The following is a 23,579-nucleotide window of genomic DNA, read 5'->3' as shown; positions in this document are numbered from 1 at the left end:
CTCCTGAATACAAGGCCGGTGCAGCATAGCAGCGCTATGTGGCAGGACCTGATCCCCAAGGAAAACCCATGACCCCATCCATTCCCCATCTGGGCAAACGCCTGTCGCGCTCTCTGGCTCTGCAGACCATGCTGGGGCTGGGTCTGGTCTGCGTCGCCGTCTACTGGGGCAGTCTGCTGGCGTTGACACTGCGCCAGCAGGAAAGCCTGGAACAAAAACAGGCCACCGTGATGCACCTGCTCCAGCAAGGCCGGGACAGCCATTCCTCCAGCGCCATGCAGCACATGCTGTCCGACTTTCTGACGGGGCATGAGGACATGTCCATACGCGTCACCCAGCAGGACAACCAGCTGTTTTTTGAGAAGCTGAATCGGCCACTCGACGATCGCCACAGCACAAGACGCAGCTTTAGCGTTGAGCTGCCAGCCAGCGCTGTCGATCAGACACCTCAAACCCTTCAGGTCTTGCTGCTGCTGGACCGCCGCCCCGACGATGCGCTGCTGCGCCAGCTGGCCTGGATTCTGGGTCTGGCCGCCGTGAGCAGCTCGCTACTGGTGTCCCTCACCAGCGCCTGGCTGGTACGTCGCGGGCTGGCACCGCTGCATTCGCTGGTCGAGCAGACCCGGCAACTGGGCGCACAAGACTTGAGCCGCGACTGGCAAAAACGGCTGGACGACACCGACCAGCCGCAGGAGCTGCGCCCACTGATCGCCCAGTTCAACGCCCTGCTGGAGCGACTGGCCGTGGCCTACCGGCAGATGGAGGCCTTTAACGCCGATGTCGCGCATGAGCTCAACACCCCGCTGACCACACTCATCAGCAGCTGCGAGCTGGCCCTGCGCAAGCCGCGAGATGCCGAGGAACTGCGCGACATTCTGGCCTCCAACCTCGAAGACCTGCAGCGCATGGCCGGCATCGTGGCGGACATGCTGTTTCTCTCGCACGCGGATAGAGGCGAGAGCGCGCACCGCATTCAAGTCGCCAGCCTTGCCAGTCTGGCCGCCGAAGTGGTGGACTACCACGAGGCTGCCTTGCAAGAGGCTGGTCTGCAAGTGCGCGTGCAGGGCGATGCGCAAGCCCAAGTCGATGCCCGCCTGCTGCGCCGCGCGCTATCGAACCTGCTGGGCAATGCCACACGCTACGCCACGCCGGGAAGCTGCATTGAAGTGCAGATTCAGAGCACATCACAGGACGCTGCGCAGGGCATATCTCAGGACACCGCTCAGGAAACCATCACACTGAGCGTACAAAACCACGGCCCGACCATTACCGCCGAGCACCTGCCCCGGCTGTTTGACCGCTTTTACCGTTCAGACACCGCCCGCAGCCAGGCTGACCGTAACCACGGGCTGGGGCTGGCGATTGTGTCCGCCATTGCACGCATGCATGGCGGGCAAGCGTTTGCACGATCCGACATGACTGCCACCACCATCGGGCTGAGCTTGCTTGCAGATCAGAACCCACCGCCCCCACCGGTCGATACCGTCAGCAACACTTCGTAAACGCCCAAGGTCCCCACAAGCAGCACATAGCAGAGATGACATACGACAACGCCGCAACGCCGCAATATCTCCTGTCTGTGCATCTCTGAAAGAAAACACCATGCTTGGTTTTCGAAACACGGCCTGCCTGGCCCTTGCCGCCAGCGCCTGGCTCAGCCTGCCGGCCCTGGCTCAAGGTCAGATTCCCGAAATGCAAGAGGCCGGTGCATTGCGTTACAGCTGCGGCGGCATCGGCGAAGACGAATCCACGGCCATGCGTTCCGCGATGAAAAACTACCCGCTGGCGCTGCTTTTTGCGGAAAAAAGCGGGGCCTATCTGGCCAATGTCACCGTCGACATTCGCTCCAAGCAGGTCAGCAGCCAGTTCACGGCCGAAGGCCCGGTCTGCCTGATCAAGCTGCCCGCTGGCAGTTACAAGATCACGGCCACCACCAAAGGCGGCAACAGTCAGTCTCAATCGGTACAGGTCGGAAAAACTCCGCGTCAGCTCGATTTCCGTTACTAGCCAAGAATCAACGACCCGCCGCAGGCAAAGCCCCGAGGCAGCGCAGGGGACATGAACCTCGGCGCGCTCCGCACGGCCAGGCAATGAGGACAATACCGGCCATGCCCCAAGATCAAGACGCATCCAACTACCAGGCCCATCTGCAGGCCGGCAACGCACTGGTTCAGCAAGCCCAGAAGATGGCCACGCAAGACTTCGAGCAGGCCCGCGGCCTGTGGCAAGCCGCTGGCAAAGAGTTTTATCTGGCGCACAAGGCCGATATGGACGAGCCAGAAGCCGCCTTCCGCCTCGCTCAGGCCTGGATGGCCGAGGCCCATGCACTTCAAAAAGAAGGCTCGAACAATGCCCAGGTCATGTGGGCCAATGCCGCCGCGCAGTGCGAGCTGGCTTTTGACCTGGAGCCCGAAAATGGCCGCCTAGCCATGACCGCCGCCAGTTGCCACCTGTTTGCAGGCCAGAACGACGCCGCCAAGGCCTGGCAGCAAATCGGCAAGCAGCTGCTGCCGCCAGAGCCTGTTGAAGCACAGAAGTAAAAATACTTTATTGATAGCTTTCAGCGCTTGTGTTCATTGCACTTCAGGCGCATTACGGCATCAAACCCTTGATGAACAAGCGATGGAAGCTATCAAAATTGAGTCACCCCAAAGACTGCATCGCGCTGCGCCACAGAATTCCGGCGTGCGAGATGAGAAAGAGCAGCAGCCCGATCGCCCCGCCCACCAGCGTGCCGTTGATGCGGATGTACTGCAAATCCTTGCCGATATGGGCCTCGATCAACTCTGAGAGCTGCTCCGCATCCCAGCGTTTGACGGTGTCTGCAATATGCTGGCCGATGAACTTCGAAACATCGGGTGCCAGCGTCGTCGCCCAGCGTTTCAGGCGCTCGTTCATCGAGGCTCTCAGCGCCTCGTCATGCGCCAGCGCCTGCCCCAGCCAGCGCCCCATCACAGCGGCGCGCCGCGCAAGAGCTGAGTTTTCATCGGCCAGATCACGCTCAAGCCGCGCGCGCCAGCCCGCCCACAGCTCGCGCAGATAGGCGGCAAGCTTCTCGTCGTGCAGCAGATAGTTGCGCAGCTTTTCCACGCGCTCTGCATAAGCCGGATCGTTTTGCAATCCCTCAATCAGCCGCTGCACCGAGCCATCAAATGCCTCCCGCAGGCGATGATCGGGGTTGTGCGCCACATCTTGCAGCAGGCTATCGAGCGCACTGGCAATCAGGGCCGCGCCCTTGTCGCTGAGCCAGTCCGTGGGCAGCATTTTTTCCTTGATCGGGTGCTCGCGCTTGAGCCAGACCACGATGGTCTGCGCAATCAGCACATGGGTCTGCTCTTTTTGCAGCACGCGGCTGATGCGTGCCAGCACATCGTCGAGTACCTCTTGATGGCGGCCACCCGCCGTCAGCCCCGACAGCAGCGAAGCCGCCGTGCGCGACAGGTCCACATGCGCCATCACGGCCTTGAGCGACTGGGTCAGAAACCTCTCGACCTGCTTGTCCTGCACCATCTCCAGTGCAGCCAGCGCCAGCCGCGCCACCTGCTTGCCCAACAGCTGATGGTTGGCGGGTGCCGTCAGCCAGTCGGCCAGCGCCTGCGCGGGGTTATGGCGCTCGATCAGCGCGACCAGCGATGGGGCATCCAGAAATTTATCGCGCACAAACACGGCCAGGTTCTCGCCAATCCGGTCTTTGTTGCGCGGAATGATGGCCGTGTGCCGCCCCACCAGCGGCAGCGGTATGCGCCGAAACAGAGCCGAGACGGCAAACCAGTCGGCCAGCGCGCCGACCATGGCGGCCTCGCAGATCGCCCGCAGGCACACCAGCCACAGCGGCACGGCCTGCCCGGCAATGCCCCAGCGCGAGCCAGCCAGCGCCGTAGCGATGAATCCAGCCGTCACCAGCAGCAGCAAAATCAGCGGCAGCCGCTTGGCGTGCTGCAATGACAGGCGTTGTTCTTGGGTCAGCATGAACGCCAGCATACGGCCAGTCGGACCCGTTCGCCTATGCCGGCAGCCCCGATGAGCGGTCGTCGCCTGTCTTACACAATTGCGTCAGTCCAAGGCAGGCTTTTGCAAATGCACCGAAAATGGCCCCCTTGTATTTCCTGAATCTCGAAAAATCATGACCGACGCCATCCGCCCCGAACTGCCCGACCACCTGTCCATCGATCCTCGCAGCCCCCACCATGTGGCCGCCGTGTTCGAGCATGACATCGGCATCCTCTTCAACGGCACCGACCGCTTCGACGTCGAGGAATACTGCGTCAGCGAAGGCTGGGTCAAGATTCCTCACGCCAAGGCCATCGACCGCAAGGGCAAGCCTCTGCTGATCAAGATCAAGGGTACGGTCGAGGCGTATTACCGCTAAGCCCCCTGAGGCGCTTTCGCGCCTTCCCCCGGAGGGCGAAGACGGCTTTGCTGCGGGGCGGCCCTTGCTGGCCGTCACGGACTCAGGCCGCGCCTCAATAAAAAGAGCTGCTTGCGCTGGATTGATATGGGTTTCAGATGCTTTATGCATGAAAACCCACTAATACCAAGCGCTAGCAGCTCTTTTTTAATGAGCAACCCGTTGATCAGGCCAATGCTTCGGCGGGGCCAAAGAACTCGTAGTGCACCTGTGCATCGGGCACGCCCAAAGTGCTCAACGATTGCTTGACGCTGCGCATAAAGCCGCGTGGGCCCAGGAAGTAGACGTCTGCATCCCGCGATGCTGGCAACCACTCGCCCAACTGCTCGGTGCTCAGCAGGCCTTGGGCATCCACCTCGTCGCCAGCCATTGCGGCGTCGTAGCAATAGCGGCGTGTGAGCTGGCTGTGGGACGCTGCCAGCGCATCAATCTTCTCGCGGAAGGCGTGGACACCGCGATCGCGTGCGCAATGAATGAAGGTGATCTCGCGGCCCGTGGGCAGCGCGGCCTGCAGCATGGGCAGGGTGGGTGTGATGCCCACGCCGCCGCTGATCAGCACCAGCGGCTTGGCATTGCTTTGCAGTGTGAAGTGGCCTGCAGGCGGGAACAGCTCCAGCGTATCGCCCACGTGAACGCTGTCATGCAGATAGTTGGAGACCTTGCCCCCCGCCTCGCGCTTGACGCTGATGCGGTAGCTCTTGCCATTGCTGGCCGCCGACAGCGAGTAGTTGCGGCGCTGCTCCACGCCATCCACCACCGCGCGCAGGCCGATGTACTGGCCGGGCTGATGGGTGATGACCGCGCCGCCATCCACGGGCTCCAGATAAAACGAGGTGATCTCGGCCGACTCGGCCTGTTTTTGCACCAGCTTGAAGGCACGCGCACCGCGCCAGCCACCTTCGGCCGCAGCGGTCTGCTCATACACCGCGCGCTCTGCACCGATCAAAATATCGGCCAACTGCTGATAGGCGGCGGCCCAGGCGGCAATCACCTCATCCGTCGCAATCTCGGCGCCCAGCACCTCGCGAATGGCACGCAGCAGGCAGGCGCCCACCACAGGGTAATGCTCAGGCTGCACCTGCAGCGCCACATGCTTGTTGATGATTTGCGCGGGCAGGCTGCCCAGGTTTTCCAGACGGTCAATGTTCTTGGCATACATCAGCACGCTGTTCGCCAGCGCGCGTGGCTGGGCACCGCTTTGCTGGTGCGCCTGATTGAACAGCGGGCGCACTTCTGGATGCTCGGCCAGCATGATTTGGTAGAAATGGGTGGTCAGCGCCTCGCCGCCGGTTTCCAGCAGTGGTACGGTGGCTTTGACAATCTCGCGTTGACGTTCGTTAAGCATGCAAATCTCCTGATGACAGCCTTGCCAGCTGCAAGGTTTGATTGAATCAATGCAAGCTACATGCCAGATTAAAGACCATTACAAAACAATGGCTTGCAAAAATATGAGTCAATATGACATCTAACAAAAGAAGTCTTATTGACCCTTATTGATGTCGTTATGACAACATCCCACATCCTCAATGCCGTCAGCCCGCTGATTGCGGATCTGGCCCAGGACCTGAGCGAACGCGAGCGCCTGCGCCGCCTGCTGGCCGCGCTGCGCAATCTGCTTCCCGCCGATGCCGTCGCTCTGCTGAAACTGGAAGGCGAATGGCTGCACCCCATGGCGATTGATGGCCTGATGCCCGATACGCTGGGCCGCCGCTTTCGTCTGGCCGAGCACCCGCGCTTCGCCCAGTTGCTGGCCGCCGGTCAGGCCATGCGCTTTGAGCCGGACAGCCCCCTGCCCGACCCCTACGATGGTCTGGTCGCCCACAAAGGCCAGACCATTACCGAGCTGCATGTGCATGACTGCATGGGCTGTGTGCTGCAGCTAGGCGGCATGCCCTGGGGCCTGCTGACGCTGGATGCGCTGGAGCCCGGCCGCTTTGCCGATCCGGCGGCGCTGGCCATGCTGCAGGCTTTCAGCAATCTGGCAGCGGCCACCGTGGCCACGGCAGAGCGCGTGCACCAGCTCTCTCAGCTGGCACGTGGATCCAGCCACACCACCAGCACCGCAGCCGTGCCTGAGCGCGGCTTGCAGGGTTCCAGCCCCGCCATGCGCCAGCTGCAAAAAGACATCGCCCTCGTCGCTGCCAGTGATCTCAGCGTGCTCATCACCGGGGAAACCGGCACTGGCAAGGAACTGGTGGCGCAAGCCGTACACGCACAGTCAGCCCGCGCAGGCAAGCCCATGGTCAGCATCAACTGCGCGGCCCTGCCCGACAACCTGGTGGAGAGCGAGCTGTTCGGCCATGTGCGCGGAGCCTTTACCGGCGCGCTGACCGAGCGCAGTGGCAAGTTTGAGCAGGCGCAGCAAGGTACGCTGTTTCTCGATGAAGTGGGAGAGCTTTCGCTGCCCGTGCAGGCCAAGCTGCTGCGCGTGCTGCAAAGCGGGCAGCTGCAGCGCCTGGGCTCGGACCGGGAGCACCATGTCGATGTGCGCGTGATTGCAGCCACCAACCGCGATCTGGCGGCGGAAGTCAGCGCCGGGCGCATGCGCGCGGACTTCTATCACCGACTCAACGTCTACCCGCTCAACGTGCCGCCGCTGCGCGAGCGTGACAGCGATGTGCTGCAGCTGGCAGGCTATTTTCTGGAAGAGAACCGCTCGCGGCTCAAGCTGGGCGGCCTGCGGCTGGAGGCCGCTGCGCAAGCGGCTTTGCTGAACCACCGCTGGGCCGGCAATGTGCGCGAGCTGGAGCACTTGATCAGCCGTGCCGTGCTCAAGGCATTAAGCCGCAACGATGGCAGCTCTGGCCGTGCCAGTAGCCGGCTGCGTATTGTGACCCTGGGGGTGGCCGACCTCTGGGACCAGCCAGAAGCCATAGTGGCGACACCTGCGCCACAGCCCCCCGCCACTCAATCGCTACCCGCGCCAGAGTTGGGTCTGCGCGATGCAGTCACCACCTATGAGCGCGAGCTAGTCAACGCCAGTCTGGCGCGCCATCACGGCAGCTGGGCTGCAGCGGCGCGCGAGCTTCAAATCGACCGCGCCAATCTGCAGCGGCTGGCCAAGCGGCTGGACATCGTCAAGCCGTGAATTCAAAACCGCAAATCAGCGGCCCTGAATGCCCAGCAATTCGACATCAAAGTTCAGCGTGGCATTGGGCGGCACGGCACGGCCTGCGCCTCGGGCTCCGTAGGCAATGCCGGGCGGGCAGGTAAGCTTGGCCTTGCCGCCGACCTTCATTTTCTGCACGCCTTCCGTCCAGCAGGGAATCACGCCGCTGAGCGGAAACTCAATCGGCTGCTGGCGCGCGTAGGAGCTGTCGAACTCTTTGCCGGTATCGGGAAAGTAGCCACGGTAATGCACTTTGACGGTGTCTGTTGCCTTGGGGCTGGGGCCGCTGCCCTCGACCTTGCTGTCATAGATCAGGCCGCTGGCGGTGGTGACCGGCGTAGCCTGAGCGGCTGTGCCAGCAACCATGGCACACAAGACACAAAGGGCAAATGCTGCTTTTTTCATAGGAATGGGCGGTAACAACAAAGCCCCGACTGTAGTACGAAGCGGGGCTTTGCAGATGTCATTGCCGCAAGGCGGCTCTTAATTCGGGGCAGCGGGAATGCCAATATCGTCCAGCGCCTTGGAGAGATGGCCCACCGTGCGATCGGGATCGTGCCACTTTTCCAGCCCGAACAAGCCGATACGGAAGCTCTTGAAATCTGGCCCTTCATCGCACTGCAGCGGCACGCCAGAAGCAGTCTGCAAGCCCACCTTCAGGAAGGCGCGGCTGCTTTGAATTTCGGGGTCGGTGGTGTAGCTGACCACCACACCGGGGGCTTTGTAGCCATCCATCGCCACGCTGGGGAAGCCACGCGACTCCAGCAGCATGCGCACCTTGCGGCCCAGCTCGATTTGCTCTTCACGCACCTTGGCAAAGCCGTATTCACGCGTCTCCAGCATCACATCGCGCAGGCGCAGCAATGCATCGGTGGGCATGGTGGTGTGATAGGCGTGCTGGCCTTTTTCATAGCCCTCGGCAATCAGCATCCACTTCTTCAAGTCACAGGAAAAGCTGGAGCTTTGCGTGTGTTCAATCGCTTCACGGGCACGCGCCGACAGCATGACCATGGCGCAGCAGGGCGAGCTGCTCCAGCCTTTTTGCGGTGCCGAGATCAGCACGTCCACGCCGGTCTTTTCCATGTCCACCCACATGGCACCCGAGGCCACACAGTCCAGGACAAACAGCGCGCCCACCTCGTGCGCAGCATCCGCCACCGTGCTCAGATAGTCATCGGGCAGCATGATGCCGCTGGCGGTTTCCACATGCGGAGCGAACACCACCTTGGGGCGCTCGACGCGAATGGTCTCCGCCACATCGGCGGCGGGGCAAGGTGCCCAGGGATCCTGGCTGCCTTCCCCCTGCTTGCGTGCCTTGCAGACGATAGAGCCTCCACCCAGGCCCGCATCGGCGTCGAAAATCTGCGTCCAGCGGTAGCTGAACCAGCCGTTGCGCACGATGAGCACCTTCTCACGATTGGCAAACTGGCGCGCCACGGCTTCCATGCCGAAGGTGCCACTGCCGGGGATCAGCACGGCCGTATTGGCGTGATAAACCTCTTTGAGCGTGGCCAGCACATCCTGCATCACACCCACAAATTTCTTGGACATATGGTTGAGCGCTCTGTCGGTATAGACCACCGAAAATTCGAGCAGGCCATCGGGATCAACATCGGGCAAAAGTCCAGGCATGAAATATCTCCAGTCGCAAGAGCGGTAGCAGTCAAAAGTGCCCGTCACAGCCACCTTGGCGGTCAGGCAATTTCGGCAAGACTTTCAGCTTAGCATGAGGCTGAATATGGTTTTCTGTATAGAGAAAATATCAAAAACAGGAGCTATAAGCGCTTGATACATAAGCGCCAGCAACTGATTTCATTTTGAATCTCAAACACTGAGCCAGCGAAAATCTCAGCGTTTACCATGTGTCCACAAACGCCCCTTGGCTCTCACGCAGCTGTGCACCGGCCAGAGCGCGCACCAGCCAGTGGCGGGTGTCCGCGGGGTCGATGACGGCATCAATCTCCAGCGTGGCAGCCATGTGCATGGCCTCGCCGTGTGCGTACTGCTGAGCCAGCAGTTTCTGAAACAGCGCATCGCGCTGCGGCCCCTCGGGCAAGGCTTCCAGCTCCTTGCGAAAACCCAGCCGCACTGCACCTTCCAGCCCCATGGCACCAAACTCTCCGGTAGGCCAGGCCACGTTGAAGATAGGTGCATGAAAGCTGCCCGCTGTCATGCCCATCGCCCCCAGCCCATAGCCCTTGCGCAGCACCACGCTGAAGTACGGCACGCGCAGCTTGGCAGCCGTCACGAACAAGCGGCTGACATGGCGCACCTGGGCCGTCTTTTCAATCTCAGGCCCCACCATGAAGCCGGGCGTATCCACCAGACTGATGATGGGAAGGCCGTGCGCATTGCACAGCTGCATGAAGCGCGCGGCCTTGTCGGCGGCATCGGCATCAATCGCGCCGCCCAGGTGGCCGGGGTTGTTGGCCATCAACGCCACGGGCCGCCCTTCAATACGCGCCAGCGCGGTATGAATGCCCAGACCAAAGCCGGTGCGCAGCATGAGCAGACTGCCCTCATCCACCAGCCCGACCATGGCGGCGCGCGTGTCGTAAGCGCGCAAGCGATTTTCTGGCACTACATGGCGCAAATGGCGCTGATCAGGCACTGACCACTGCGCGCTGCTGCGGCCCTGAAAAAATGACAGATAGTGGCGCGCCGCGGCCACGGCCTGCGCTTCATCTTCCACCAGAATATCGATCACGCCATTGGCATGCTGCACGCTGCTGGGGCCGACTTCTTCGGGCTTGAAAACGCCCAGCCCTCCGCCCTCGATCATGGCTGGCCCGCCCATTCCGATGGTGCTGGAACGCGTGGCGATAATCACATCGCTGCAGCCCAGCAGCGCCGCGTTACCCGCAAAGCAGCGGCCATGCGTAATGCCAATCACCGGCACCTGCCCCGAGAGGGCTGCATAGGCCGCAAACGTGTGGACATGCAGGCCCGCCACCACGGGCGTATCGGTATCGCCGGGGCGGCCACCGCCACCTTCGGCAAACAGCACTACGGGCAAATTTTGCTGCAAGGCAATGCCCAGCATGCGATCGGTCTTGGCATGATTGCGCGCCCCCTGCGTGCCGGCCAGCACCGTCGCGTCATACGACATGACAACGGCTCGCGATTTTTCTTCGCCAAACTGCTGGCCATTGATGGAACCAATGCCTGTCACCATGCCATCTGCGGGCGTGTTGGCAACCAGATCGTCAATGCTGCGGCGGCGTGTTTGCGCAGCAATGGCCAGCGCGCCGTATTCGGTAAAACTGCCTTCATCACACAGGTCTGCAATATTCTCGCGGGCGCTGCGGCTGCCCTGCGCGTGGCGCTTGGCCATGGCATCGGGCCGCGCAGCATCCAGCGTGAAGGCATGGCGATCTTTCACGCGCTGCAGGTCGGCACGAATGTCATCAGGGTCCAGTGCTTGCTGCTGCACCTCGGCGTGGGCGGCATCGCCCTGCGCATCACCCAGCACCAGCAGCGCCTGGCCCTGCACCACATAGCTGCCGGTCTCTGCCAGCAATTCCTGCACTACACCCGCAGCCTGCGCAAACAGCACATGCTGCATCTTCATGGCTTCAAGAATGCCTAGCTCTGCGCCCTTGGCCACCACATCACCAGCGGCGATAGCCCATTGCACGACTCTGGCGGGCATGGGTGCCAGCACTGCATTTTCAGGAGCTGCTTGCGCTTGATTTGATTGGGTTTCAGCCGCTTTCAGCACTGAATCATTTTGATGATTGACACTAGCAGCTATCTTTTCAGAAGCATCTACCAGCTGCGGCAAAACTTCTTCCAGCCAGCGCGTGTGCACAGCCTGGCTTTGCATTTCAGGCCGCTCGGCCAGCGCCTGCAGCAGCGGCAGGTTGGTGTCAAAACCGGTAATGTGGCACTCGGCCAGCGCACGCTGCGAGCGGCGCAGCACATCCTCAAAGCGCGGGGCATTGCTGTGCACGATGAGCTTGGCCAGCAAGGTGTCGTAATGCGGCGATGGGCTGGCGCCCTGCTGCGCATGGCTGTCGATGCGAATGCCCGGCCCTTGCGGCCAGCGCAGCTCAGCAATGCGGCCGCTGCCAGGGTGGGCGTTGCCTTGCGCATCCAGCGTTTCGGCATTGATGCGCCACTGCATGGCATAGCCGCGCGGCTGTGGTGGCTGATTGACGTTCAGACCCAGATCCGCAAAGTGATCACCGGCGGCAATACGAATCTGCGCCTGCACCAGATCGACACCAAAGACCTCTTCGGTAATCGTGTGCTCAACCTGCAGGCGCGGGTTGGCCTCAATGAACACATAAGGCAAAGTCGGCGATTTCAGATCGACCAGAAACTCGAAGGTTCCCAGACTTTCATAACGCAACTGCGCCGCCATGCGCAGCGCATCTTGCGTAATGCGTTCGCGCAGCGGCTGCCGCAGGCTGGGGCTGGGCGCAATCTCCACCAGCTTTTGAAAGCGGCGCTGCAGCGTGCATTCGCGCTCGCCCAGCGCCATCGGCCATTCGCTGCCGTCGCCCAGCAGCTGAATCTCGATATGGCGTGCGCCCGTCATCAGGCGCTCTACATACACACCGTCCACACCAAACGCCGCTTTTGCCTCGCTGCGGCAGCGCTCATAGGCAGCAGCCACATCACCGGCCTGATTCACCGCCCGCATACCGCGCCCGCCGCCACCGCCAATGGCTTTGATCATGATGCCGCTGGCGCCATCGGCCTGCTGCTGAGCAAAGAACTGCTGCGCCTGCGCAAGCGTCACCACCTCGGTACTGCCGAGCATCAAAGGCACACCGCATTGCAGCGCCAGCGCACGGGCTCTGGCCTTGTCGCCCAGCAAAGCCAGTTGCTCTGGCGTGGGGCCGATAAAGCGCACATCGGCAGCAGCACAAGCCAGCGCAAAGTCTGCGTTTTCACTCAAAAAACCGTAGCCGGGGTGCAGCGCATCGCAGCCCTGTGCCTGCGCTATCTGCAGTAGATGTGCGCCATCCAGATATGCCGATGGGCCGCTGGCGCCCAGTGCGACGGAGGCGTCTGCGGCCTGCACATGGGGAGCCTGCGCATCATCCTGCGCATAGACCGCAAGGCTGGAAATGCCCAATTCCTGCAAGGCGCGGATGATGCGCAAGGCGATTTCGCCACGGTTGGCGATCAGGACTTTTTCAAACATAGAACTCTCGTTTTAATAGCTTTTAGCGCACACCCATCAAGGACTTGAGGCATTTTTCACTCGAAACATCAAGGAATATCGCGCAACAAGCGGCGCAGCACTTTTCCCGCGCCGGTGGCGGGTAGCGCCTCAATAAAACGCACCTCACGCGGAGCCTTGTAAGTCGCCATGTTGTCTCTGGCCCAGGCCAGCAGCGCATCGGCTTCCAGACTCTGGCCCGGTTTGCGCACGATGAAGGCGCGCACCACTTCGCCCTTTTGCGCATCGGCCACGCCAAGCACGGCGGCCTGCGCAATGGCGGGGTGCTTGATCAAAATGGTTTCAACCTCTTCGGGGAAGACGCTGTAGCCCGAGACCTTGATCATTTCCTTGAAGCGGCCGATGAAAGTGAGGTAGCCGTCTTCATCAAACTTGCCCATGTCGCCGGTGTAGACCCAACCGTCTTTGAGCGTCTTGGCCGTGGCTTCGGGCTTGTTCCAGTAGCCCTTGAAGTTGCCCCGGCCGCGAATGATGATTTCACCCACTTCACCGGGAGGCAGTTGCACGCTGGTTTCGGGATCGATAACGCGAATTTCATTGCCCGGTGAAGGCTTGCCGTGCGTGCCCCAGCGAATGGCATCGCCGGGCATGAAGGTGTCCATGGTGTGGGTTTCCGACAGGCCGTAAGCCGCTTCGCTGGAGATGGCGTTGGGCGTAAAGCGCTTCCACTGCTCGGCCAGCGCCTGTGTGTAGGTAATGCCAAAGCTGGTGACGGTGTTGCGGCGCAGCGCACTGAAGTCCATCTGCTCGACGCCGGGCACCTGCATCAGCGCCACGTTCATGGGCGCAATGCTGTACCACCATGTCACGCGGTAGCGCTCAAGCGCCTGCGCTACGGCCAGCGGATCAAAGCGGTGCAGCAGCACGCAGGGCGCGCCCGAGTGCACGGGCATGTTGACACCCATGGACATGCCGGCAATGTGATAGAGCGGTGCCACGGCCAATAGCACATCCTGATCACTCACCCCCGTCACGGTCGATGCGCCTGCGGTCTTGTACGCCGCCGCGCCAAAGCTCAGCATGGCGCCCTTGGGCAGGCCGGTGGTGCCCGAGGTATAGGTCATCAACGCCACGTCATCCATGCTGACGGCAACCGGCTGGGGCTTTGCGCCGCTGCGCATGATCGCCCAGAACGATTCCACATGGGCGGGTAGATCCTGCGCTGGCACTTGCAACTCTGGCGGCAGGGCCAGCGTGGTTTGGGCAGGCAACCAGTCGCCATAGCGCACGGCCAGCACATGCTCAATCGCCGTAGTGCTGCGCACCTTGTCGACCACGGGCAGCAAGCCATCGGCCGCGATGATGATGCGTGCCCGCAAATCGTTAAGTTGGTATTCCAGCTCATGCTCTTTGTTCAGCGGCCCACAGGGGCAGACGATGGCACCGATTTTCTGCACCGCGTAGTGCGCGACGATGTACTGCGGGCAGTTGTTCATGAACAGCGCCACCGGTTCACCTTTTTGCACGCCCAGCTGCTGCAGGTGAGCAGCCACGGCATCGCTGGCCTCATCCACCTGCCGCCAGCTAATGTGCTGGCCATACCAGATATAGGCAACGCGCTCGGGATGCTTGCGCGCATTGCGGCGCAGGGCCTCATGCAAGGGGATGAGGGTCTCGGATTCAGCCATGGTTTGTCTCCTGGGTGTCTCGTTAAAACCGAGGCTTGGTGCGCTTTTAGCGTCATCTCAGGGATAGCCTTAGGCCGATTCCCGCCCCGATGTCTTGCCAATGTATACCTGCCGGTAGAACAATACTACCCATCGGTATAACGAACGTGACACACGGAAACCCGCATGGCTACCGCCCCCAGAAAAACAAAGAAATCGCTCACCCTAGCTGTTGCCACACCTGTGGCTCCGAAGGGGCGCCAGAAGCTTCAAACCGCCGGCTCTGACGAGAAGCGCGAGCGCATTCTGAAAGCCGCCGAAGCGCTGTTTGACCGCTACGGCTACGCCAGCACCACCATTGAGCAGATCGTGCAGGCGCTGGGCGTGACCAAGCCTTTTGTGTACTACTACTTTCGCAACAAGCAGGAGATTTTTGAGACCCTGTGCTGGGCGCCCACCGAGGCCTGTTTTACGGTGCTGGACTTTGCGGCAGACGACCCTCGCCCCGCGCATGAAAAAGCGATTGATGGTCTGCAGCGACTGATTGCGGCCACCATTGCACATTACCCGGCAGGCTTTTTTCCGTACCGCGAACCACAGGCCTTCAGCCCTGCCTACCTCAAAGCTTCACGCGAAGTGGCACAGCAGTTTTACCAACAGTTCTGCGCCTTGTTGGAAGAAGGGCGCGCCAGCGGACATTTTGATTTTCGCGATGCCCGCATCACGGCGCAGGCCGCCTGCAGCCTGCCTGGCTTTCTCTACAACTGGTACCAGCCAAACGGCAAGCTCGGCCCCGCCGAAATGGTGGTGGAACTGACAGATCTGGCCTCGCGCGTGCTGGGACTGCGCAGCAGCGCAGCACTTGCCCCGCCCCCTTACCGCAAGCGAAGCACAAGCAAGGCAGCGCCAGCCGCCAAAGACGCCCCGCCCAAGCGCCGCAAGAGCGCCCCATCCCCCAGCAGCACCGCCGCATAAGAAAACGGCTACGGCGCAATTCATCCCCTGGAGACAACCACCATGTCCGTTCGTTTTTCAGCCATTGCACTTGCTGCCAGCCTTTGCGCTGGCGCCGTTTCTGCCCAGACGGCAGAGCCGTTCAAAATTGCCTTTATCGACCCGCTCTCTGGCCCGTTTGCCAACGTGGGCGAAGTGATGCGCAACCATGTGCTGTATGCGGTGGATGATGTCAACGCCAAAGGTGGGCTCTTCAACGGCGCTAAATTTCAGCTGCTGCAGTTCGACAGCAAGCTCTCCGCTCAGGAAAGCCAGAGCGCGCTGCAGGCCGCCATTGATCAGGGCGCGCGCGTGGTGGTGACGGGCGGCTCTGGCTCGTCCGTCGTCACCGCACTGGTACAGGCCGCATCGCGCTACAACCAGCGCAATCCGGGCAAGGAGGTGCTGATACTCAACCACAGCTCCATCGATCCCGAGCTGACCGGGAAGGCCTGCAGCTTCTGGCATTTCATGTTTGACGCCAACACGGCCATGCGCATGCAGGCGATTGCCAACTACATCAAGACCCAGCCGGAAATCAAGAAGGTTTTTCTGCTCAACCAGGACTACGCACACGGCAAGCAATGGGCCAGCTTTGGCCGCAACATGGTGGGCAAGGCAAGGCCGGAGATTCAGTTTGTGGGCGAGACGCTGCACCCCATGGGCCGCATCAAGGACTTCGCACCCTATGTGGCCAAGATGAAGGAGGTCAGCACCGACTCCGTCATCACGGGCAACTGGGGGCAGGACATGGCGCTGCTGCTCAAGTCCGCAGGCGACTCCGGCTACAACCTGCGCTATTTCAACCATAGCGCAGGCGGCTTCCCGGGCACCGTGACCTCCATCTCTCAGGCCAAGATCGGCCAGGTGACCTGGGTTGCCGAATGGCACCCCGGCATGGCCGACCGTACCCAGGCCGACGCCCGCGCCAAGGAATACAAAGCCAAGATGAATCAGGACTTCCTGGCACCGCGCATGGACCTCGTTCCCCGCATGCTAGCTGCGGCCATGGCCAAAGCCCAATCCACCGAGCCCGTCAAAATCGCCAAGGCCCTGGAAGACATGCAGATGGACACCGTCTTCGGCGCTGTCAAGATGCGCGGCAAGGACCATCAGTTGCTGCTGCCCCAGGTCGTCAACACCATCGCGCCCGTGGACGGGAAACTGGTCAAAACCGGCTGGGAAGGCACAAACTACGGCTTCAGAACCGATGCCGTCTATTCCGCCCAGCAGCTTGATCTACCGACCGAATGCCAGATGAAGCGGCCTTGAGTACAAGCCTAAAACTGCCGTGGGCTGGCAAAGAGACACCGAGGAAGGGCCGCCCCGCGCCGAAGGTGTCGTCCCCCTCCGCGAAGCAGAGAGGGGGAAGCGGCGCAGCCGCTCAGGGGGTGTAGCTCCGCTTTCCAAAGATCCCACTCCCCACCCGCACCATGGTGCTGCCCGCTGCCACAGCCGCGTCCAGATCACCTGTCATACCCATGGACAGCGTGTCAAAGCGCTCCAGCCCCGACAAACCACTGACCTTGATAGCATCAAAAATGGCTGCAGCCCTTTGATGGAGAGCGCATTGCGCTTCAAAATCAGGAGTGTCATCGGGAATACTCATGATGCCGCGCAGCACCAGATTGGGCAGTTTCACAATGGCTTCAGCCAGCGCCAGCGCATCCTCAGCCATCACACCCGACTTCGTGGGACCACCATCCACATTGACCTGAATGCAGATATTGAGCGGTGCCATGCCTTGGGGGCGCTGGGCCGAAAGGCGCTCGGCAATCTTGAGCCGGTCCACGGTCTGGGCCCAGTCAAAGTTCTCAGCCACCAGCCGCGTCTTATTGCTTTGCATGGGGCCAATGCAATGCCATTGCAAGGCTTCTGCGCCGGACAGTTGCATGGCGCGCACAGCGGCAATCTTTTCGACCGCCTCCTGTATATAGTTCTCACCAAAGCTGCGCTGACCGGCCAGCACCGCCTCGCGTACGGCATCTGCGCCAAAAGTTTTGGAAACAGCCAGCAGTTGCACCGCCGTCACAGGTCGGTTTGCCTGAGCGCAAGCTGCTGCCATACGGGCATGAATCTGCCCCAGATTGTTTTCAATCGTCGTCATAATTGGCGCCAGAGTATCAAACAAGAGAGGGATCTCCGTGGATATCACGCAATTGCTGGCATTCAGTGTCAAGAACAAAGCTTCGGACTTGCATTTGTCGGCGGGCCTGCCGCCCATGATTCGCGTGCACGGCGATGTGCGCCGCATCAACATCGACCCGCTGGATCACAAGACCGTGCATGCCATGGTCTACGACATCATGAGTGATGCGCAGCGCAAGCAGTACGAAGAGTTTCTGGAGGTGGACTTCTCCTTCGAAATTGAAGGCCTGGCACGCTTTCGTGTGAACGCGTTCAATCAAAACCGTGGCTCCGCAGCCGTGTTTCGTACCATTCCCAGCAAGATTCTGACACTGGAGCAACTCAACGCTCCCAAGATTTTTGGCGACCTGGCCTTGAAGCCACGCGGCCTGGTGCTGGTGACCGGCCCTACAGGCTCGGGCAAGTCCACCACGCTGGCGGCCATGGTCAACTTTCTGAATGAAACCGAGTACGGCCACATTCTGACGGTGGAAGACCCCATCGAATTTGTCCACGAGTCCAAGAAGTGCCTGATCAACCAGCGTGAAGTCGGCCCGATGACGCTGTCCTTCGCGGCAGCGCTCAAATCTGCGCTGCGTGAAGATCCGGACGCGATTCTGGTCGGTGAAATGCGTGACCTGGAAACCATTCGTCTGGCCATGACAGCTGCCGAAACCGGTCACCTGGTGTTCGGCACGCTGCACACCTCGTCGGCCGCCAAGACCATCGACCGTATCATTGATGTCTTCCCGGCCGAAGAAAAGGAAATGGTGCGTGCCATGCTGTCCGAGTCACTGCAGGCCGTGATCTCGCAGACGCTGTGCAAGACCAAGGACGGCCAGGGCCGCGTGGCCGCGCACGAAATCATGCTGGGCACGCCCGCGATCCGTAACTTGATCCGCGAGGCCAAGGTGGCGCAGATGTACTCCACCATCCAGACCAGTCAGAACGTAGGCATGCAGACGCTGGACCAGAACCTGACCGACTTGGTGCGCCGCAACCTGATCAGCCCGGCCGAAGCGCGCAGCAAGGCCAAGATTCCTGAGAACTTCCCTGGATGATGTCTCCCCCCTGAGCGGCTTTGCCGCTTCCCCCTAAGGGGGGCAACATCTTCGCGGCGGGGCGGCTCTTGCTCGGTGTTTCTCGTCTGGGCCGCGCCAGTTTTTTGACAGCGGTTATGGACCGCTGCATAAGGAGTGTTCATGGAACGCGATCAGGCCAGTAAATTCATCAACGATCTGCTCAAGCTCATGGTCAGCCGCAATGGCAGTGACCTGTTCATCACGGCAGAATTTCCGCCGGCCATCAAGATTGATGGCAAGGTCACCAAGGTATCGCCTCAGCCGCTGACGCAGCTGCACACTTTGGCGCTGGCACGCTCCATCATGAGTGACAAGCAAGTGGCGGACTTCGAGCACACCAAGGAGTGCAACTTCGCCATCTCGCCCGCCGGCGTAGGGCGTTTTCGTGTCAACGCCTTTGTTCAGCAGGGCAAGATTGGCATGGTGCTGCGTACCATTCCCACCACCCTGCCAACGATTGATGGACTGGGCGTGCCGCAGGTGCTCAAGGAAGTGACCATGACCAAGCGCGGCCTGTGCATCATGGTCGGTGCGACGGGCTCGGGTAAATCCACCACGCTGGCCGCCATGGTGGACTGGCGCAATGAAAACTCCTTTGGCCACATCATCACGATCGAAGATCCCGTGGAATTTGTGCACCCGCACAAGAACTGCGTAGTCACCCAGCGCGAAGTGGGTCTGGATACCGAGAGCTGGGAAGCCGCGCTGAAGAACACGCTGCGCCAGGCCCCCGATGTGATTCTGATGGGCGAAATTCGCGACCGTGAGACCATGGAGCATGCTGTGGCCTTTGCCGAAACGGGTCACTTGTGCCTTGCCACGCTGCACGCCAACAGCGCCAACCAAGCGCTGGACCGTATCGTCAACTTCTTCCCTGAAGAACGCCGCCCGCAGCTGCTGATGGATTTGTCGCTCAACCTTCGCGCACTGGTCTCCCAGCGCTTGCTGCCCAAGCAGGACAGCAAGGGCCGCGTGGCAGCGATTGAAGTGATGCTCAACTCACCGCTAATTGCCGATCTGATCTTCAAGGGCGAGGTCGCCGAGATCAAAGAAATCATGAAGAAGAGCCGCAACATCGGCATGCAGACCTTTGACCAGGCGCTGTTTGACCTGTTTGAGGCCAATCTCGTCACCTATGAAGATGCGCTGCGCAATGCCGACTCGGTCAACGATTTGCGCCTGCAAATCAAACTCAACAGCCAGCGCGCCCGCACGCTGGATCTAGCGGCGGGTACCGAGCACTTGACGATTGTGTAAACCCTGAGGCGCTACGCGCCTCAGGACAGCCGTTGCTGCGGGAGGCCTTTAATGGCCCTCCTGACTACCGGCCTGCGCGCAGTACGATGGGCAACTGGTTTTCCCTGCCGCCACGTATTCAAGGACTTCTCATGACCGCTTCCATCACATCTCGCAGCTACCAGCCATCGCCCTCCACCAAGGTTGCATTTCTGGGCCTGGGCGTCATGGGCTACCCCATGGCGGGGCATCTGGCGATGGCAGGTCATCAAGTCACCGCCTACAACCGCACAGCCGCCAAGGCTCATGCCTGGGCCGAGGAATTCCCCAGCGGCCATCAGGCCGCCACACCGCGCGAGGCCGTCAAGGGCGCACGCATGGTGTTCTGCTGCGTAGGCAATGACGATGACTTGCGGGCCGTCGTTCTGGGAGACGATGGAGCCTTCGCAGGCATGGAGCCCGGGGCCATCTTTGTGGACCACACAACGGCCTCAGCCCAAGTTGCACGTGAGTTGTATGCCGAAGCGCAAAAGCGCGGCCTGCACTTTATCGATGCACCGGTCTCGGGTGGCCAGGCTGGAGCCGTCAACGGCCAGCTCACCGTCATGTGCGGCGGCGATCAGGCCGTGTTTGATCAGGTCGCCCCCATGGCCGATGCGTTCTCGCGCGCCTTTACCTATATGGGTGAATGCGGCAGCGGCCAGCTGACAAAGATGGTCAACCAGATCTGCGTGGCCGGTCTGGTGCAAGCCCTGTCTGAAGCCATTGCCTTCGGCCTGCGCGCCGATCTCGACGTGGAGAAGGTGCTGGATGTCATCGGCAAGGGTGCCGCCCAGAGCTGGCAACTGGACAACCGCGGCAAGACCATGGCCGTGGGCAAGTTTGACTTTGGCTTTGCCGTGGACTGGATGCGCAAGGATCTGGGTCTGGTGCTGCAAGAAGCCCAGCGCAACGGCGCTCGCCTGCCCGTCACGGCACTGGTAGACCAGTTTTATGCAGACGTGCAGGCCATGGGCGGCAGCCGCTGGGATACATCGAGCCTGATACAGCGTCTGCGATAAGTCATTCGTCTCCATAAAAAAGCCGGACTCAGATCCGGCTTTTTTATGGAAGGCCGAAGCGCATCAGTTGACGCTGGCCTGGTCCTCGGTCACGGGAGCCGCCTTGGGCGTCATGGATGACAACTCGTCTTCAGAGATGACTTCAAACAGTCTCACCACCTTTGTCACATCATTGACGCCACGCGCGATCTCGGCCGCACGCTTGGACTCACGTGGCGTGACGATGCCCATGAGGTAGACCACATGGTTCTCGGTCACGACCTTGATGGCCGATGAGGTGATGTCCTTGGCATTGACCAGACTGGCCTTGACCTGGCCGGTAATCATGGTGTCCTTGGAGCGCTGGCCCAGCGTGGCCGTGAACGGAACGACTTCGATCTCGTTATAGACCTGACGCACAGTGGCTTGCTCGCGCACCAGTTTTTCAATCGTGGCCTTATCTGTGGCATTGCCAGCCTGCCCCGTCAGCAGCACCACGCGGTTGTAGCTGGTGACGCTGACACGGGCTTTGTCACCTATCACTTCACTCACCCGGTTACCTGCGCGCAACTCAATCCCCTGATCTTCCACCTGTGTGCCTGTTGTGCGGCGGTCAACTGCCGACATGCCGGCCACGGCAGCACCGCCACCCACCAAGGCAACGCAGCCACTCAAAGCGCCGCCCAGTGCGGCTACGGTCAAGGCGGCACATGCCACACGGGTCCACTGCGACTTCATAAAGGCATCTCCTGGTCACCAAGCAATTGAGAGTCCACACCGTCAGCCAGACAGTGCAATATCAAAGTATGGGCTTCACGCACGCGGGCACCACGGTCATGGGGCACGCAGATCAGTACATCTGTCTCGCGCACCACCGTTGCCAGATTGCCACCTGTGCGACCCGTCAATACAACCGCCATCATGTCGCGTTCATGGGCCGCCTCCAGCGCGTCCTGCACTGCCACGTCGTTACCCGTCACGGACATGACCAGCAGCAGGTCGCCGGGCTGGCCCAGCGCACGCACTTGGCGCGCCAGATACTGGGTGGCATTGCCACCCGAGCCTGTCGTTCCCACGGAGCCCAGCAGGCCACCGTCTGACGTCAAAGCCAGCGCAGCCAGCTCAGGGCGGTCGCGTTCAAACCCTGTGACACACAGGGAGGCAAATAATTGGGCATCGCTGGCCGAAACGCCTGCGCCGCAAGCCAGAACCTTGCCGCCGCCGGTCACGCAGGCCAGCATGGCCTGTACGGCAAAAGCGATAGGTTGGCTCAGCGCTTGGGCGGCCTGGTACTTCAGGTCGGCACTGTCGATGAAATGCTGTTGGATTCGTTGCTCTAGCATGGAGGCCCGATGATACCTGCCAGCTGTTATCTCTTTGCTAGCAAACCGTTATTTACGCAGCCGTGTTGCGCGCAAATTGTGACGAACTACATCGCATCAAAGGCCGCCTTAAGCCATTCCATCGCTGCAGGGCTGGCCGAACTGTCTACCAGCACCACATCAAAACGGCACGGCGGCGGTGCCGCCAGTCTCATCAGGTAATGCCGGGCGGCCAGTACTATGCGCTGCTGCTTGGCGTGGCCAATACTGGCACCCGCGCCACCAAAGCGATCGGTATTACGGCTTCGGACTTCTACAAACACCAAAGACCCGTCACGGTCACGCACGATCAGATCGATTTCACCGCCGCCTCGGCCCGGCGTCCGATAATTGCGATCAACGAGCTTCAAGCCCTGCGTCTGCAAATAGGCCAGCGCCGCATCTTCGGCCAACTGGCCACGCGCGGTGGTGTTATTCACAGGTTTGACGGCAGGCCTTTGCGGCCGCTTTCCAAGGAAATCCATTGACTACCTCTTTCGCCTCTGCACTGACTGCCGCACATGAAGCGGCCGCTTCCCAGCATTATCCGCAGGGAGCCCTGTATGTGGTGGCGACGCCCATCGGCAATCTGGCCGACATCAGCCTGCGGGCTCTACATGTGCTGCAAATGGTGGACTGCATTGCCTGCGAAGACACCCGCCACACACAAGGCCTGCTGCGCAGCTATGGGCTCGATCGCCCCGGCAGCCAGTTGCTGGCCGTGCACCAGCACAACGAGGCAGAGGCCGCGCAGCAGATCATCAGCCGCCTGCAGCAGGGCCAGCGCATTGCTTATGTCAGCGATGCCGGTACACCCGGCGTTAGCGACCCTGGCGCACGCCTTTGCGCAGCGTTGCAGACCGTGGGCTTGCGCAGCATTCCGCTGCCCGGTGCCAGCAGCGTGACGTCGGCCATCAGCGTGGCTGGCGCGGTGACGCCCGGGCAAGGTGAAAGCGGTTTTCTGTTTGCCGGTTTTCTGCCCACCAAGAATGCGGAGCGTCTGTCTGCCGTGCAGAAGCTGGCGGACGAGCCGCGCTGCACGGTACTGCTGGAAGCACCACACCGCATCATCGACATGGCACAAGCTCTGGCGCTGCTGGGCGACCGTCCCGTCACACTGGCGCGCGAGATCACCAAGCAGTTTGAAGACATTGCCACCATGCCAGCCAGCGAGTTGGCGAGCTGGCTACAGGCATCGCCTAACCGTGTGAAGGGTGAGTTTGCCATCGTGCTGCACCCTGTCGCTCAGCAACAAGGCGAGGGTCTGGATTCTGAGGCCGAGCGCGTGCTCAAGCTGCTACTAGCCGAGCTGCCCACCAAAGCCGCCGTCAAGCTCGCCACCGAAATCACCGGAGCCAGCCGCAACGCGCTGTATGACCGTGCGCTGGAACTCAAGCGCGCCGCCGAAGAAGAGTAAGCATC

The 23,579-nt window shown here is 61.1% G+C and carries 21 protein-coding genes; 11 read left to right on the top strand and 10 right to left on the bottom strand.

The annotated features are described in order from the left end of the window. The first annotated feature begins 68 nt into the window (after positions 1-68). From HF327_RS07495 to HF327_RS07485, 3 genes are all read left to right on the top strand, one after another. The gene (locus HF327_RS07495; RefSeq protein ID WP_169107636.1) at positions 69-1,502 is read left to right on the top strand and encodes a heavy metal sensor histidine kinase; all 1,434 of its coding nucleotides are present in this window, start codon (positions 69-71) and stop codon (positions 1,500-1,502) included. 100 nt (positions 1,503-1,602) lie between these two features. Then, positions 1,603-2,007 carry a carboxypeptidase-like regulatory domain-containing protein gene (locus tag HF327_RS07490; RefSeq protein ID WP_169107635.1) on the top strand — a complete coding sequence of 135 codons (405 nt, stop codon included), beginning with the start codon at positions 1,603-1,605 and terminating at the stop codon, positions 2,005-2,007. A gap of 101 nt (positions 2,008-2,108) precedes the next feature. Beyond that, positions 2,109-2,540 (top strand): hypothetical protein, encoded by a 432-nt coding sequence (locus tag HF327_RS07485; protein WP_169107634.1) that lies wholly within the window; start codon positions 2,109-2,111, stop codon positions 2,538-2,540. Between the two features lie 103 nt (positions 2,541-2,643). Here the strand turns inward: HF327_RS07485 and HF327_RS07480 are convergent, their stop codons facing one another. Further along, a complete protein-coding gene (locus tag HF327_RS07480) occupies positions 2,644-3,969 on the bottom strand; it encodes a DUF445 domain-containing protein (RefSeq protein WP_169107633.1) in 1,326 nt (441 codons plus the stop codon). A 154-nt stretch (positions 3,970-4,123) separates the two neighbouring features. Between HF327_RS07480 and HF327_RS07475 the strand changes: the two genes are divergently transcribed. Beyond that, positions 4,124-4,369 (top strand): DUF3297 family protein, encoded by a 246-nt coding sequence (locus HF327_RS07475; RefSeq protein WP_169107632.1) that lies wholly within the window; start codon positions 4,124-4,126, stop codon positions 4,367-4,369. 205 nt (positions 4,370-4,574) lie between these two features. Here the strand turns inward: HF327_RS07475 and hmpA are convergent, their stop codons facing one another. Next, positions 4,575-5,753: an NO-inducible flavohemoprotein gene (hmpA, locus tag HF327_RS07470; RefSeq protein ID WP_169107631.1), complete on the bottom strand. Its 1,179-nt coding sequence runs from the start codon at positions 5,751-5,753 to the stop codon at positions 4,575-4,577. 159 nt (positions 5,754-5,912) lie between these two features. Between hmpA and norR the strand changes: the two genes are divergently transcribed. Continuing rightward, a complete protein-coding gene (norR, locus tag HF327_RS07465; protein ID WP_169107630.1) occupies positions 5,913-7,496 on the top strand; it encodes a nitric oxide reductase transcriptional regulator NorR in 1,584 nt (527 codons plus the stop codon). A 15-nt stretch (positions 7,497-7,511) separates the two neighbouring features. Here norR and HF327_RS07460 read toward each other — a convergent pair whose 3' ends face one another. The 4 genes from HF327_RS07460 to HF327_RS07445 all read right to left on the bottom strand — a co-directional run bounded on the left by HF327_RS07460 (position 7,512) and on the right by HF327_RS07445 (position 14,339). Beyond that, positions 7,512-7,883: an FKBP-type peptidyl-prolyl cis-trans isomerase gene (locus tag HF327_RS07460; protein WP_236024091.1), complete on the bottom strand. Its 372-nt coding sequence runs from the start codon at positions 7,881-7,883 to the stop codon at positions 7,512-7,514. A 117-nt stretch (positions 7,884-8,000) separates the two neighbouring features. Continuing rightward, the gene (locus tag HF327_RS07455; protein WP_169107628.1) at positions 8,001-9,149 is read right to left on the bottom strand and encodes an aminotransferase class V-fold PLP-dependent enzyme; all 1,149 of its coding nucleotides are present in this window, start codon (positions 9,147-9,149) and stop codon (positions 8,001-8,003) included. A 223-nt stretch (positions 9,150-9,372) separates the two neighbouring features. Further along, on the bottom strand, positions 9,373-12,672 hold the full coding sequence (locus HF327_RS07450; RefSeq protein ID WP_169107627.1) for an acetyl-CoA carboxylase family protein: 3,300 nt from the start codon (positions 12,670-12,672) through the stop codon (positions 9,373-9,375). Between the two features lie 68 nt (positions 12,673-12,740). Next, a complete protein-coding gene (locus HF327_RS07445; RefSeq protein ID WP_169107626.1) occupies positions 12,741-14,339 on the bottom strand; it encodes an AMP-binding protein in 1,599 nt (532 codons plus the stop codon). A gap of 165 nt (positions 14,340-14,504) precedes the next feature. Here HF327_RS07445 and HF327_RS07440 point away from each other — a divergent pair, with 165 nt between their 5' ends. Both HF327_RS07440 and HF327_RS07435 read left to right on the top strand, forming a co-directional pair. After that, positions 14,505-15,293, top strand: coding sequence for a TetR/AcrR family transcriptional regulator (locus tag HF327_RS07440; protein ID WP_169107625.1), 789 nt, complete (start codon positions 14,505-14,507; stop codon positions 15,291-15,293). A 42-nt stretch (positions 15,294-15,335) separates the two neighbouring features. Beyond that, entirely contained in the window at positions 15,336-16,583 is a 1,248-nt protein-coding gene (locus HF327_RS07435) for a branched-chain amino acid ABC transporter substrate-binding protein (RefSeq protein ID WP_169107624.1), read from the top strand. A 112-nt stretch (positions 16,584-16,695) separates the two neighbouring features. Here HF327_RS07435 and HF327_RS07430 read toward each other — a convergent pair whose 3' ends face one another. Further along, a complete protein-coding gene (locus HF327_RS07430; RefSeq protein ID WP_169107623.1) occupies positions 16,696-17,418 on the bottom strand; it encodes a YggS family pyridoxal phosphate-dependent enzyme in 723 nt (240 codons plus the stop codon). Positions 17,419-17,455: 37 nt separating this feature from the next. Between HF327_RS07430 and HF327_RS07425 the strand changes: the two genes are divergently transcribed. From HF327_RS07425 to HF327_RS07415, 3 genes are all read left to right on the top strand, one after another. Beyond that, positions 17,456-18,499, top strand: coding sequence for a type IV pilus twitching motility protein PilT (locus HF327_RS07425; protein WP_099735472.1), 1,044 nt, complete (start codon positions 17,456-17,458; stop codon positions 18,497-18,499). 141 nt (positions 18,500-18,640) lie between these two features. Next, the gene (locus tag HF327_RS07420) at positions 18,641-19,777 is read left to right on the top strand and encodes a PilT/PilU family type 4a pilus ATPase (protein WP_099735471.1); all 1,137 of its coding nucleotides are present in this window, start codon (positions 18,641-18,643) and stop codon (positions 19,775-19,777) included. 131 nt (positions 19,778-19,908) lie between these two features. Then, a complete protein-coding gene (locus HF327_RS07415; RefSeq protein WP_169107622.1) occupies positions 19,909-20,817 on the top strand; it encodes an NAD(P)-dependent oxidoreductase in 909 nt (302 codons plus the stop codon). Between the two features lie 63 nt (positions 20,818-20,880). On the opposite strand, the gene HF327_RS07410 is transcribed toward HF327_RS07415, so the two are convergent. The 3 genes from HF327_RS07410 to HF327_RS07400 form a co-directional block, all read right to left on the bottom strand. Then, positions 20,881-21,534: a BON domain-containing protein gene (locus tag HF327_RS07410; protein ID WP_169107621.1), complete on the bottom strand. Its 654-nt coding sequence runs from the start codon at positions 21,532-21,534 to the stop codon at positions 20,881-20,883. Beyond that, positions 21,531-22,139, bottom strand: coding sequence for an SIS domain-containing protein (locus tag HF327_RS07405; protein WP_099735469.1), 609 nt, complete (start codon positions 22,137-22,139; stop codon positions 21,531-21,533). Before HF327_RS07405 ends, HF327_RS07410 begins: the two co-directional genes overlap by 4 nt. 86 nt (positions 22,140-22,225) lie before the next feature. After that, complete coding sequence (locus tag HF327_RS07400; RefSeq protein WP_169107620.1) at positions 22,226-22,642, bottom strand: YraN family protein; 417 nt, start codon at positions 22,640-22,642, stop codon at positions 22,226-22,228. On the opposite strand from HF327_RS07400, the gene rsmI reads away from it, so the two are divergent. Further along, complete coding sequence (gene rsmI, locus HF327_RS07395; protein WP_169107619.1) at positions 22,642-23,574, top strand: 16S rRNA (cytidine(1402)-2'-O)-methyltransferase; 933 nt, start codon at positions 22,642-22,644, stop codon at positions 23,572-23,574. The genes HF327_RS07400 and rsmI overlap by 1 nt on opposite strands. Positions 23,575-23,579 lie beyond the last annotated feature (5 nt).

Source organism: Comamonas suwonensis (genome assembly GCF_012844455.2).
Lineage (GTDB): Bacteria > Pseudomonadota > Gammaproteobacteria > Burkholderiales > Burkholderiaceae_C > Comamonas > Comamonas suwonensis.
Note: the sequence above shows the minus strand (reverse complement) of the source record. Positions and strands in the feature narration are given on the sequence as shown.

Bases quoted from the DNA above. Each gene is read 5' to 3' on its own strand.
- HF327_RS07420 (WP_099735471.1), top strand. From the start codon at position 18,641: ATGGAACGCGATCAGGCCAGTAAATTCATCAACGATCTGCTCAAGCTC.
- HF327_RS07400 (WP_169107620.1), bottom strand. From the start codon at position 22,642: ATGGATTTCCTTGGAAAGCGGCCGCAAAGGCCTGCCGTCAAACCTGTG.
- HF327_RS07475 (WP_169107632.1), top strand. From the start codon at position 4,124: ATGACCGACGCCATCCGCCCCGAACTGCCCGACCACCTGTCCATCGAT.
- HF327_RS07460 (WP_236024091.1), bottom strand. From the start codon at position 7,883: ATGGTTGCTGGCACAGCCGCTCAGGCTACGCCGGTCACCACCGCCAGC.
- HF327_RS07430 (WP_169107623.1), bottom strand. From the start codon at position 17,418: ATGACGACGATTGAAAACAATCTGGGGCAGATTCATGCCCGTATGGCA.
- HF327_RS07435 (WP_169107624.1), top strand. From the start codon at position 15,336: ATGTCCGTTCGTTTTTCAGCCATTGCACTTGCTGCCAGCCTTTGCGCT.
- HF327_RS07480 (WP_169107633.1), bottom strand. From the start codon at position 3,969: ATGCTGACCCAAGAACAACGCCTGTCATTGCAGCACGCCAAGCGGCTG.
- HF327_RS07440 (WP_169107625.1), top strand. From the start codon at position 14,505: ATGGCTACCGCCCCCAGAAAAACAAAGAAATCGCTCACCCTAGCTGTT.
- hmpA (WP_169107631.1), bottom strand. From the start codon at position 5,753: ATGCTTAACGAACGTCAACGCGAGATTGTCAAAGCCACCGTACCACTG.
- HF327_RS07410 (WP_169107621.1), bottom strand. From the start codon at position 21,534: ATGAAGTCGCAGTGGACCCGTGTGGCATGTGCCGCCTTGACCGTAGCC.
- HF327_RS07495 (WP_169107636.1), top strand. From the start codon at position 69: ATGACCCCATCCATTCCCCATCTGGGCAAACGCCTGTCGCGCTCTCTG.
- HF327_RS07490 (WP_169107635.1), top strand. From the start codon at position 1,603: ATGCTTGGTTTTCGAAACACGGCCTGCCTGGCCCTTGCCGCCAGCGCC.
- HF327_RS07485 (WP_169107634.1), top strand. From the start codon at position 2,109: ATGCCCCAAGATCAAGACGCATCCAACTACCAGGCCCATCTGCAGGCC.
- HF327_RS07445 (WP_169107626.1), bottom strand. From the start codon at position 14,339: ATGGCTGAATCCGAGACCCTCATCCCCTTGCATGAGGCCCTGCGCCGC.
- HF327_RS07415 (WP_169107622.1), top strand. From the start codon at position 19,909: ATGACCGCTTCCATCACATCTCGCAGCTACCAGCCATCGCCCTCCACC.
- HF327_RS07455 (WP_169107628.1), bottom strand. From the start codon at position 9,149: ATGCCTGGACTTTTGCCCGATGTTGATCCCGATGGCCTGCTCGAATTT.
- HF327_RS07450 (WP_169107627.1), bottom strand. From the start codon at position 12,672: ATGTTTGAAAAAGTCCTGATCGCCAACCGTGGCGAAATCGCCTTGCGC.
- norR (WP_169107630.1), top strand. From the start codon at position 5,913: ATGACAACATCCCACATCCTCAATGCCGTCAGCCCGCTGATTGCGGAT.
- HF327_RS07405 (WP_099735469.1), bottom strand. From the start codon at position 22,139: ATGCTAGAGCAACGAATCCAACAGCATTTCATCGACAGTGCCGACCTG.